Below are 12,407 nucleotides of genomic sequence, written 5' to 3'. Positions count from 1 at the left end.
GGCGGGTCGTGCCTTATGTACCACGTCGCGCGTCGCGGCTGCGAAAGCGCGCGTACTGCGGGCGCGAAACATGCACGCGGTCGCCGAATGCGCTGGCCGCGCGCAGCGAGATGGTCGCGTTCGCGCCGCGGCGCCCGTGCTCAAGGGCGATTGCGATCGGGCGGGGTGGCGGCGCCTGTCGGCTGCGCGTCTTGCCGGCGGTAGTAAGCGCGCGAGTTGCCGGCCACGACGCTGATCGCATGCACGACGCCGCGGGCGTCGCGATGGAATTCCAGTTCCGCGCCGACGCCCGAAGCGAAGAACCGGGTCGGGCTCAGCGGCAGCAACGGCGAGGCCGACGGACCGTCGGGCAGGTCCATGCGGATGGCGCCGTCGGCGGTTTTGACCGTGATCGAGTCGAAGTCGAACCAGTCGGCGAGCGCGCTGCGGATGTCCATGGGGATCGCCGGGTCGAGGCGATAGCGGCCGGCGTAATCGGCATAGACCGGCGCGCTCAGGTCCAGCGCGATCGTGCGGATCGGCGGTTTCATGCCATCGTTCAGGGCATCGGAGATCGCATTGCGGATCTCGCCGCGGATGCGGCCGCCGTTCTCGCCGTTGGTGAGGATGGCGAAGCCGTAGCCGGTTTCCGGATAGCCCTCGATCGCGGCGTGGTAGCTGTCGTTGTCGCCGTTGTGGAAGAACCGGCGCGCCTTGCCGGTGCCGCCCAGTTCCGGGCCCAGGCCGCGCACGCCCGGCGAGACCTCGCTCATCATCTGCAGCGCGATCGCCTGCGGCAGCAAGCCGTCCTGGCCGCGATAGCTGCGGATCAGCGCGCCGACGAAGGCGCCCAGATCGTTCGCGCTGGTCCACAGGCCCGAAGCGGCCTGCTCCGGGAAGGTCTGCCAACCGCGCGGCAGGGCGGTGAGCGCGCCGTTGCCGTCGTGGGCCTTGGCGATGTTGCCGCGCGCCGGCGACAGCGGGTTCTCGTAGGTGCTGCGGCGCATGCCTGCGCGTTCGAACACCTGCGCGCGCGCGACCGCGTCCAGGGGCTGGCCAGTGAGGTCTTCGATGATCTGCTGTTCGAGCATGATGCCGCCGCCGGAGTAATCGCTGCGCGTTCCCGGTTCGTATTTCAGGCGGACCGGATCGTTCTTGGCCGGCGGCGTGCCGTTCAAGGTCTGCACCAGCGTGGGCAGGGTTTCCTGCGGCAGATAGTCCTCGAAGCCATGCACGCCCAGGCCCGAGGTGTGCGACAGCAGCATGCGCATCGTCACCATCGGATTCTTGATCGCGGGCGCGGTCGGTATGCGCCAGGATTTCAGGTAAGCGTTGATGTCGCGATCGAGATCGATGCGTCCTTGCGCAACCAGTTGCAGCGTGGTCGCCGCGGCGATCATCTTGCTGACCGATCCCACCGAGAACAGCGTGTCGGCATCGACCGCGTCGTGGGTGCCGGCTTCGCGCACGCCGTAGCCGGCGGCGTACAGCAGCTTGCCGTCCTTGACGATGGCGATGGCGACGCCGGGGATCTTGTGATGCGCCATGCGCTCTTGCAGGGTCCAGGTCGGCATGGCCTCGCCGGCCTTGACGATGCTGGGCCGCAGCCCGCGTTCTATCGCCGCTTTCAACTGGGCGATGTCGCGATCGGCCGGCGCTTGCGCATGGGCGGTGGCGGCGAACAAACCGATCGCCAGCGTGCAGGCGAGCATCATGGATTTCATCGTGGTCCTACCCTGTGGTTGGAGGCGCGAAACGGGTGTGCGCGCGAATGCTGGCAAAGCGAGGCCGGGCGCGACCGGCCATGGCCCGCGCCGGAAGTATCCGAACGGATGCAGCAAGAATCGCAGCGACAGGAGCCGCGACGATCAGGGATGGCCGGCGACCGCTCCCCGACCGATCAGGTAACTGTGCACGGCCGGATCGCGGGCCTGATTGAGCGGCGAGCGCCAGCGCCCGAGCCAGCCATCGGCGACCATGCCCAGGTTGACGTCGGCGCCGCGCGCGACCAGGTACTCGACCGTCGCCAGATGCCCGGCGCGGGCGGCGTTGATCAACGGCGTTTCGTCGTAAGTCACCACCCGGTTGACGTCGGCGCCGGCGCGCACCAGGCGTTCGACGATCGGCTGCGCGCCGATCCGCGCGGCGACGATCAAGGGGTTGCCTTCGCCGAGCGCGGCGCGATTCGGGTCGGCGCCCAAGGCCAGCAAGGTGTCGACGGTGGTCAGGTTGCGCGCGGTCACGGCCTGGATCAGCGCGGTCCCGTCGCCGAGGACGCGCGCATCGATGTCCACGCCGCCGGCGGCGAGTTTGCGCACCGTGGCGGTATCGCCGGCCTTGGCCGCGGCGAGCAGGGCGACGACCCGGGCGTCGGGTTCGGCGACATGGCGCCCGGCGACGTCCAGGCGCGGCGTGCTCGCCAGCGACAGGCCGGCGAACGCGAGCAGCGCCGATACGCACACGGCGACCGCCGCATGCCGGCGTCGCGGTTCCTCGCCCGGGCCGGGTTCGATCAGTCCATCGATGCGCTGGGCGAGATGGCTGCGGCGTTCGAGCATGCCGACCGCCAGCCAGGCCGGCCGTTCGCCCAGGTCCAGCAAGGTCTCGGCGCTGCTGAGCAGGGAGCCGGCGTAGTCCACGCGCCCATCGCAGCCGCGGGCGGCGCGCGCATCGCAGGCCATCTCGCGCGCCAGGTCCAGGCGCGCATGGATCAGCCGCAGCAACGGGCTCCACCAGAACACCGCCAGCGCCGCGCGTACCGCCGCGGTCAGCCACAGATCGCCGCGGCGGATATGCGCGATCTCGTGGCGCAGGATGTCGCGCAGCGCGCCGGGTTCCAGGCTGTTCGCCAAGGCGCGTGGGATCAGGATCGTGGGGCGCAGCAGGCCGACCACCATCGGGCCGTCGATGGCGGTGGTCGCGATCCGTGCACGGCGCGGTAGTTCCTGCGCAAGCAACGTCTCCAGCGCCGGCGCAGGATGCGCGCAGCGACGCAGCCGGCGCGCCTGGCGCGCGCCTTCGACCAGCCGCATCCACTGCCACAGCGCGCCGAGCGCCCAGGCCAGCGCCAGCACCGTCGAAAACGATCGCGGTATTTCCAGGTACAGCACGTCGGTGCGTTGCCCGGCCTCGTAGATCGCTTCGTCGGGCGTCGGGCCTTCGTCCGGCAACGGCACCAGTTGCTCGGCCGGGGCGGCGAACGCAGGCGAGGGCGGGCCGGGCAGCAGCGCCGCCAGCGGCGACAGCGTCGCCAGCGCGAACACCGCCAGCAGCAGCCACGAGCGCAATTCGGCATCGAGCGCCCGCATACGCATGAACACCACCGCCAGCGCGAACAACAGCGCGCCTTGCAGCAGGTGCTGGGCCGCGAACGCCGGCGTGGCGTCGATCAGGCTTTCGATCACGTGGCTTTCCATCACGCGTTCCCCCGGGCCTTGGCCGCGCTGACTTTGTCGCGCAGCGTCTTGAGTTCGGCGCGGTCGACGTCGTGCCGGTCCAGCAGATGCTGCGCCAGCAGATTCGGCGAACCGTCGAAGAATTGCTGCAGCAGATGATCCAGGGCCTGCTTGCGGGCCTGCTCGCGGCTGATCGCGGCGCGGTAGATGAAGGCGCGGCCTTCCTGGCGATGGGTCACGAAGCCTTTCTTGGCCAGGACGTTGAACATCGTCAGCACCGTCGTATAGGCCGCCGGCTTGTGCCGGGACAGTTCGTCGGCGACCTCGCGCACCGAGGCCTCGTCCTTGTCCCACAGCACCTCGAGGATCGCTTGCTCGGACTGGGTGAGCGTGGGCGAGGCAGGTCGGGCCATGGGCGTCTACTGGTTTATTAGTTGACTGATGGGAGCATGGCCGGATCGGGTCTGTCAACTATCGAATTAGTAGTGATCGCGCGATCGCCGGAAAGCACTGAAGCGGCGGCCGAGGATGCGTTGACGACGCCACGGATCGCGCGCCGCCCGGGCCGGCCCCGGCGCCCCGACGGCGGGCTCGACGCCAGCCCGCTATACTCCCGGGTAGGCACGGCCAGGAGCCGCGCCCGGCCCAGCCGATTCAATCACTTGGCCGCACTACCTGATAACCCACTTAAGCCACCTATTCACGGCCGCGTCCGCCGCACCCAGAGGCCCCAACGCCGCATGCGTCTGTCCACGATCAAGCTGTCCGGTTTCAAGTCCTTCGTCGATCCGACCACGCTGCACCTGCCCACCAACATGACCGGCGTGGTCGGTCCGAACGGCTGCGGCAAGTCGAACATCATCGACGCGGTGCGCTGGGTGATGGGCGAGAGCTCGGCCAGCCGCCTGCGCGGCGACTCGCTGACCGACGTGATCTTCGCCGGCTCCTCGGCGCGCAAGCCGGTGTCGCAGGCGATGGTCGAGTTGATCTTCGACAACTCCGATCACACCATCACCGGCGAATTCGCCGCGTTCAACGAAATCTCGGTCAAGCGCACGGTCAGCCGCGACGGCACCAGCCAGTACTACCTCAACGGCGGCAAATGCCGTCGTCGCGACATCACCGACCTGTTCCTCGGCACCGGCCTGGGCCCGCGCAGCTACTCGATCATCGAGCAGGGCATGATCAGCCAGATCATCGAGGCCAAGCCCGAAGACCTGCGCGTGTACCTGGAAGAAGCCGCCGGCATTTCCAAGTACAAGGAACGGCGCAAGGAAACCGAAACCCGCATCCGCCACACCCGCGAAAATCTCGATCGTCTGAACGATCTGCGCGAGGAAGTCGGCAAGCAGCTCGAACACCTGCGCCGGCAGGCGCGCCAGGCCGAGCAGTACCAGGCGATCCAGGCCGAGCGCAAGATCAAGGACGTGGAGTGGAAGGCGCTGGAGTACCGCGCCCTCGACCAGAAACTGCAGGTCCAGCGCGAGAAGCTGTCGCAGCAGGAAACCCGCCTGCAGCAGTTGATCGCCGAACAGCGCGAGGCCGAGCGCGAACTGGAGACCGGCCGGGTCAGTCGCGAAGAAGCCGCGGCCAAGCTCAACAAGACCCAGGCCGCCAGCTACGAAGTCGGCGGCGCCTTGGCGCGCATCGAACAGCAGATCCAGCACCAGCGCGAGATGTCGAGCCGCCTGCTCAAGGCGCGCGACGAAGCGATGAATCAACTGGCCGAGATCGGCGAGCACATCGGCAGCGATCAGGCGCGCCTGGACGTGCTGCTGGCCGCGGTCGCCGACGCCGAGCCGCGCATCGAGGCGATGCGCGAGGACGACGAAGCGCGCCAGGACGCGCTGCGCGACGCCGAAAACCGGCTCAGCGACTGGCAGCAGCGCTGGGACGCGCACAGCCGCGAACAATCCGAAGCCGCGCGCGCGGCCGAGGTCGAACGCACCCGCATCGAGGGCCTGGACCGGCAGACGCTCGACGCCGACCGCCGCCGCGAATCGCTGGCGAGCGAACGTTCCGGCCTGGACCTGGGCGCGCTGTCGGAAGCCTTCGAACAACTGCAGGGCCAGCACGACCTGCAGAAAGAATCGCTGGAAAGCCTGACCGACGAACTGGAAATCCGTAAGACCGCGGTGTCGGACCTGCAGGAACAGCAGCGCGCGACCCAGAACCAGCTCGCCGAGGTGCGCAAGCAGGCGCAGACCTCGCGCGGCCGCTTGTCGTCGCTGGAAACCTTGCAGCACGCCGCGCTCGGACAGGAGCAGGGCGCCGCGCTCACGTGGCTCAAGGCGCGCGGCCTGGATTCGGCGCAGCGCGTCGGCGAAACCCTCACCGTCGATCCGGGCTGGGAAAACGCGGTCGAAAGCGCGCTGGGCCAGTTGATCGAAGGCGTGCTGGTCGAATCGCCCGAAACCCTGGTCGATGCGATCGGCGAACTCGGCGAAGGCCGCCTGACCCTGGTCTCGCCCGAGCGCGACGACGCCAGTTACGCCGCGACCTCGCTGGCCTCGAAGGTGCAGGGCCCGGCCGCGATCCGTCGCCTGCTCGCGCGCCTGCACGGCGCCGACGATCTGGCCGCGGCGCGCGCGCTGCAGCCCTCGCTCGGCGCGGAAGACACCATCATCACCCGTAACGGCGAGCGCCTGGGTGCCGGCTGGGTGCGGGTGCTGCGCTCCGGCGCGGCCAAGCAAGGCGCGCTGCTGCGCGAACGCGAGATCCAGACCCTGCGGGTCGAGATCGAGGAACTGCTGACCCGCGAGCGCGAACTCGAACAAACCCAGATCCAGTTGCGCGACCGCTCGCTGGCGGCCGAACAGCAGCGCGAAGACGCGCAGCGCGCCTTGTACATGGCCCACCGCAGCGTGTCCGAACTGGCCGGTCAGTTGCAAAGCCATCAGGGTCGTCTGGATTCGGCGCGCAACCGGATCGAGAAAATCGACGCGGACCTTGAGCAGTTGCTGATCGGCCTGGACGCCGGCCGCGAGCAGGCGCGCGAGGCGCGCATGCGCCAGGAAGCCGCGGTCGAGCGCATGGGTGAACTGGAAGACTCGCGGCTGCAGCTCGAATCCGAGCGCCGTTCCCTGTCGGAAGCGCGCGACGCCGCGCGCAACGCCGCGCGCGAATCGCGCGACGCCGCGCACGCCTTGACCTTGACCCTGGAAACCCAACGCGCGCAGATCGCCGGCCTCAGCCAGACCCTCGAGCGCATGGGCGGCCAGCGCGGCCAGCTCGATTCGCGCCTGAGCGAACTGTCGGCCCAGCTCAGCGACGGCGACGAACCGGTGGTCGCGCTGGAAGAACAGCGCCAGGTCGCGCTGGAACAGCGCGTGCTCGCCGAGCAGGACCTCACCGCCGCGCGCAGCGCGCTCGACGGCATCGACAACGACCTGCGCAAATTCGAACAGACCCGCCAGCAGCGCGACGAACAGGCGCTGCAGCAACGCGAAGCGATCGGCCAGCGCCGCCTGGAACAGCAGGCCCTGGTGCTCAAGGCCGAAACCCTGACCGAGGCCATCGCCGAAGCCGGCGCGGTGCTGCAGGACGTGGTCAACTCGCTCGACGAAAACGCCGAGCCGCAGACCTGGGAACGCAGCGTCATCGAACTCGACAACAAGCTGCGTCGGCTCGAGCCGGTCAACCTGGCCGCGATCGCCGAGCATGCCGAGGCCGCGCAGCGCAAGGATTACCTCGACGCGCAGTTCCTCGACCTCAACACCGCGCTGGAAACCCTGGAAGAAGCGATCCGCAAGATCGACCGCGAAACCCGCAGCCGCTTCAAGGACACCTTCGACCGGGTCAATTCCGGCGTGCAGGAGCTGTATCCGCGCCTGTTCGGCGGCGGCCATGCCTACCTGGAACTCACCGGCGAAGACCTGCTCGACACCGGCGTGGCGATCATGGCCCGGCCGCCCGGCAAGCGCGTGTCGAACATCTCGCTGCTGTCCGGCGGCGAGAAGGCGATGACCGCGGTGGCGCTGGTGTTCGCGATCTTCCGTCTCAATCCGGCGCCGTTCTGCCTGCTCGACGAGGTCGACGCGCCGCTCGACGAGGCCAACGTGGGTCGTTTCACCGCGATGGTCAGCGAGATGAGCGAGCAGGTACAGTTCCTGTTCGTGAGCCACAACAAGGCGACGATGGAAGCCGCGCAGCAATTGTCGGGCGTGACCATGCGCGAACCGGGCGTGAGCCGGCTGGTCTCGGTCGATCTGGCCGAGGCGACGCGGTTGGCGGGTGCGGCGTAGCCGCACGGGAATCGAGAATCGGGAGTCGGGAATGGGTAAAGCATTTCTGCCCGATCGTTCGACAACGTCTTAATTTGATCATTCGGAGTTTGGAGCAGGAGATAGAGAATCGATGGCCGACGTGGCGCTTTTAAACGATTCCCGATTCCCCATTCCCGATTCCCGCAACAAAAGGAGCAACGAATGTCCGACGTGACCATGATGAGGATCGGCATCCTGATCGCCGGCCTGATCCTGATCGGCGCGATCGTATTCTTCGGCCGCCCGCGCAAGCCGGGGCAGGGCAAGCGCGTCGCGCGCGAAGACGCCGCGCGCGGCGGCGAGCCGCGCAAGAGCGGGCCGCGCCAGGAGCCGACCCTGGGCGAGCAGATCCAGAGCGAACTCGACCAGGCCGGCGCGCCCGGCGAGGCGACCACCCAGGCCGAACTGGAACTGTTCGACAAGACGCTGGAAGGCAACGCGAACGCGGCCAACAGCGAGCTGGGCCGCCGGGTCAGCGAAGAATTCGACAAGATCGTCACCCTGTACCTGGCCGCGCGCGCCGGGCAGAAGCTGCACGGGCCCGACATCGTGGTCGCGGCGGAAAAGGCCGGTCTGGTCTACGGCCACATGGGCGTGTACCACCGCCTGGTCGAAGGCCATCCCGAGCGCGGCCCGGTGTTCAGCGTGGCCAACATCATGAAGCCCGGCAGTTTCGACATGGCGACGATCCAGTCGCTGGAAACCCCGGCGATCGCGTTCTTCCTGACCCTGCCCGCGCCGGTGGCGGCCCTGGATGCCTGGGAAACCATGCTGCCGACCGCCCAGCGCATGGCCGAACTGCTCGACGCGGTGGTGCTGGACGAACAGCGCAACGCACTCGGCCGCCAGCGCATCGCCCACCTGCGCGACGAACTGCGCGCCTACGACCGCCAGCGCGAAGCGCCGCCGTTGAGCAAGCCGACGCGTTGGTGAGTGGAGAAGCGTGGGTCGCACGCGGGATCCGAGTCTTGATCCTCGCCTGAAGCTGCGGCTTGGATCTGATCGACCCACCGAAGTCGTATCCCTCTTACCCAAGTTGCTTCCCCCCTTTGAAAAAGGGGGGCTAGGGGGGATTTGCTTTTGCTTTCAAGCGCCGCAGCTCCGGCAGCTATAAAGCAAATCCCCCGCGCGCCGGTCTTCAGTGTCGACTTCAAGCTACGCAACGCGCAGCCCCCTTTTTCAAAGTGGGCGTGATTCTCTGCCGGGCAACGGTAACGGCAGCAGCCACAGCCGCGGCCAGCAGCAACAACCGCCGCAACCGCAACAAAACGGCAGCCCATCCCACCGTCTTACCCAGCGACACGCCCAGCATCCACAATCACGGCCAATCCGTTCAAAATGCACCCGCCCTGGACGAACGGCAGCGCAAGGACAATCCGCCCGTGACGACCCCATCCAAACAAGACGCCGCCCACGCGGCCCAACGCGCCGCCGAACTGCGCGCTCAGCTCGACGACGCGAACTACCGCTACTACGTCCTCGACGACCCCACCCTGACCGACGCCGATTACGACCGGCTGCTGCGCGAGCTCGAAGCGCTGGAGGCCGCGCACCCCGAGCTGGCCAGCGCCGATTCGCCGACCCAGCGGGTCGGCAACACCCCGTCGGGCACCTTCGCGCAGGTCACCCACGTCGTGCCGATGCTGTCGCTGGGCAACGCCTTCAGCGACGAGGAAGTGGCCGACTTCGTGCGCAAGATCGTCGAGCGCCTGGACAACGCCAATCCCGAATTCTCGGTCGAACCCAAGCTCGACGGCCTGGCGATCAGCCTGCGCTACGAGAACGGCCAGTTCGTCCAGGGCGCGACCCGCGGCGACGGCGCGACCGGCGAGGATGTCACCCTCAACCTGCGCACGGTCAAGGCGATTCCGATGAAGCTGCGCGGCAAGGACTGGCCGCCGGTGCTGGAAGTGCGCGGCGAGGTCTATATGCCGCTGGCCGCGTTCAAGACCTACAACGAAAAAGCGCTCAAGGACGGCGGCAAGGTGCTGGCGAACCCGCGCAACGGCGCGGCCGGCTCGCTGCGTCAGCTCGATCCGCGCATCACCGCGCAACGGCCGCTGGCGTTCTACGCCTATGCGGTCGGCGTGGTCGAGGGCTACAGCTTGCCGGCGAGCCATTCGCAGACCTTGAAGAAATTGCGCGACTGGGGTTTCCCGGTCAGCGCCGAGAGCGGCGTGGTCGCCGGCGCCGAGGGGTTGCTGGGTTATTACCGGCAGATGGGCGCCAAGCGCGACTCGCTGCCGTTCGATATCGACGGCGTGGTCTACAAGCTCGACGACTACGCCGGCCAGCGCGAAATGGGTTTCGTCTCGCGCGCGCCGCGCTGGGCGATCGCGCACAAGTTCCCGGCGCAGGAACAATCCACCGTGCTCGAAGGCATCGACATCCAGATCGGCCGCACCGGCGCGGCCACGCCGGTCGCGCGGCTCAAGCCGGTGCAGGTCGCCGGCGTGGTGGTCACCAATGCGACCTTGCACAACGCCGACCAGATCGCGCGCCTGGACGTGCGCATCGGCGATACGGTGATCGTGCGCCGCGCCGGCGACGTGATCCCGGAAATCGTCCGGGTCGTCCCCGAATATCGCGCACCGGATGCGCCGCAGTGGCAGATGCCGACCGCATGCCCCGTGTGCGGTTCGGAAATCGTGCGCGAGGAAGGCGAGGCGGCGTGGCGCTGCTCGGGCGAACTGAGCTGCCCCGCGCAGCGCAAGGAAGCCATCCGTCATTTCGCTTCGCGCCGGGCGATGGACATCGAAGGCCTCGGCGATCGCTACATCGAAGACTTGTCCGACCTGGGCTATCTGCAATCGGTCGCCGACCTGTTCAAGCTTACGCTCGAGGATCTGCTCGAGATGAAGCGCCGCGCCGACGAGCGCGACGGCACCACGCCGGAGACGGTCAAGGCCGGCAAGGTCGCGACCAAGTGGGCCGACAACCTGATCGAAGCGATCGACCACAGCCGCAAGACCACGCTCGAACGTTTCCTGTTCGCGCTCGGCATCCAGCACGTCGGCGAAAGCACGGCCAAGGCCTTGTCGGGTTGGCTCGGCGATCTGCAGTTGATCCGCCGCCTGCCATGGCCGGTGTTCAAGCGCCTGCCCGATGTCGGCGGCGAAGTCGCGCGTTCGCTGGGGCATTTCTTCGATCAGCCCGGCAACCAGCAGGTCATCGACGATCTGCTCGAGCGCGGCGTGCTGATCGGCGACACCCATGCGCCGTCGCCGAAACTGCGCGAAGGATTGAACCTGGCGACCTTGCTGGTCGACATGGAAATTCCGAAAGTCACCAAGATCCGCGCCGAGCAACTCGCCACCGCGTTTGCTGATGCGGAGAAACTGCGCGACGCGCCCGAACACGCCTACATCACCGCCGGATTGCCGGCCGACAGCGCGCAGGCGTTGACGTCGTGGTTGAGCGTGGAGGAGAACGCGCAGTTGCTGTTGCGGGTGGGGGACGCGCTGAAGCGGCTTGATGCGTTGACACCCGTGGGCGCTGCGTCTTCGGTTGGCGTGCTCGACGGCAAGACCGCGGTGCTGACCGGCAGCCTGGCCGCATTGACCCGCGACGAAGCCAAGACCCGCCTGGAAGCGCTGGGCGCCAAGGTCGCCGGCAGCGTGTCGAAGAAGACCAGTTTCGTCGTCGCCGGCACCGAAGCCGGGTCCAAGCTCGACAAGGCGCAGGAACTCGGCATCGAGGTCTGGGACGAAGACCGGCTGCTGGCGTTCCTGGCGCAGAACGAATGAACCCTTCAGCCGCGCAGGCGCCGGACTGGCATCCGTCGGCGAGCTTCGAAACGCTGCGCCTGCGGGCGCGGCTCAACGCCACGGTTCGGGCTTACTTCGCCGAACGCGCGGTGATCGAAGTGGAAACCCCGCTGATGTCGATGGCCGGCAACACCGATCCGAACATCGCATCGTTCTCGTTGCAGTTCAGCGGCCGCACCGACGGCGCGCCGCGCACGCGCTGGCTGCGTACGTCGCCGGAATTCCCGCTCAAGCGCCTGCTCGCGGCAGGATTCGGCGATTGCTATGAACTCGGGCGGGTGTTCCGCGACGGCGAAGCCGGCGGCCGGCACAACCCCGAGTTCACCATGCTGGAGTGGTATCGGCTCGGCTGGGACCACCGCCGTCTGATCGAGGAAACCGCCGACCTGGTGCGCGCCGCACTGGCGCTGGTCGGGCGCGATGCGCGGTTGCACACGGTGGCGTATCGCGATCTGTACCGCGATCGCCTGGGGTTGGATCCGTTCGTTGCCGACGAGGCGCAGTTGCGCGCGGCGCTCGGCGAGGTGGTGATCGATCCACAGGGGCTGAACCGCGACGATTGGCTCGATCTGTTGATGACCCATCGCCTGCAGCCGCGGTTTTCGCGCGATGAGTTGCTGGCCGTTCACGGGTATCCGGCTTCGCAATGCGCGCTGGCCCGATTGGGCGAGGACGGCGACGGCGTCGCGGTCGCCGCACGCTTCGAGCTGTACCTGGGGCCGTTGGAATTGGCCAATGGCTATCACGAACTGGCCGATTCGGCCGAGCAGGGCGCGCGGTTCGATCGCGATCGCGAGCTGCGCCGCCAGCGCGGTGCGATCGCGCCGCCGCGAGACGAGGCCTTGCTGAACGCTTTGGCCGCTGGATTTCCCGATTGCGCCGGGGTCGCCCTGGGCATGGACCGGCTGCTGATGGCGATGCTCGACAGCCCGCGTATCGCCGACGTATTGGCCTTCGATTTCACGCGTGCTTGACCGCGATGAACCCCGCGCTTCACACGA

7 protein-coding genes are annotated in these 12,407 nt (G+C 68.0%); 4 read left to right on the top strand and 3 right to left on the bottom strand.

Translation table 11 applies throughout. The annotated features are described in order from the left end of the window. Positions 1–140: 140 nt before the first annotated feature. The 3 genes from KME82_RS13865 to KME82_RS13855 all read right to left on the bottom strand — a co-directional run bounded on the left by KME82_RS13865 (position 141) and on the right by KME82_RS13855 (position 3,787). Entirely contained in the window at positions 141–1,703 is a 1,563-nt protein-coding gene (locus tag KME82_RS13865) for a serine hydrolase (RefSeq protein WP_215494575.1), read from the bottom strand. A gap of 144 nt (positions 1,704–1,847) precedes the next feature. Further along, entirely contained in the window at positions 1,848–3,395 is a 1,548-nt protein-coding gene (locus KME82_RS13860; RefSeq protein ID WP_215494574.1) for a M56 family metallopeptidase, read from the bottom strand. Then, entirely contained in the window at positions 3,395–3,787 is a 393-nt protein-coding gene (locus KME82_RS13855) for a BlaI/MecI/CopY family transcriptional regulator (RefSeq protein ID WP_215494573.1), read from the bottom strand. Before KME82_RS13855 ends, KME82_RS13860 begins: the two co-directional genes overlap by 1 nt. Positions 3,788–4,114: 327 nt before the next feature. Between KME82_RS13855 and smc the strand changes: the two genes are divergently transcribed. The 4 genes from smc to epmA all read left to right on the top strand — a co-directional run bounded on the left by smc (position 4,115) and on the right by epmA (position 12,380). Continuing rightward, a complete protein-coding gene (smc, locus tag KME82_RS13850; protein WP_215494572.1) occupies positions 4,115–7,618 on the top strand; it encodes a chromosome segregation protein SMC in 3,504 nt (1,167 codons plus the stop codon). 183 nt (positions 7,619–7,801) lie between these two features. Continuing rightward, positions 7,802–8,572: a cell division protein ZipA gene (gene zipA, locus KME82_RS13845; protein WP_215494571.1), complete on the top strand. Its 771-nt coding sequence runs from the start codon at positions 7,802–7,804 to the stop codon at positions 8,570–8,572. 449 nt (positions 8,573–9,021) lie between these two features. Further along, complete coding sequence (gene ligA / locus KME82_RS13840; protein ID WP_215494570.1) at positions 9,022–11,385, top strand: NAD-dependent DNA ligase LigA; 2,364 nt, start codon at positions 9,022–9,024, stop codon at positions 11,383–11,385. Then, entirely contained in the window at positions 11,382–12,380 is a 999-nt protein-coding gene (gene epmA / locus KME82_RS13835; RefSeq protein WP_215494569.1) for an EF-P lysine aminoacylase EpmA, read from the top strand. The genes ligA and epmA overlap by 4 nt, the downstream gene beginning before the upstream one ends. Positions 12,381–12,407 lie beyond the last annotated feature (27 nt).

It is taken from the genome of Lysobacter capsici (assembly GCF_018732085.1).
Taxonomy (GTDB): domain Bacteria; phylum Pseudomonadota; class Gammaproteobacteria; order Xanthomonadales; family Xanthomonadaceae; genus Lysobacter; species Lysobacter capsici_A.
The sequence above is the reverse complement of the archived record's forward strand: the minus strand, read 5'-3'. Positions and strand labels throughout refer to the sequence as shown.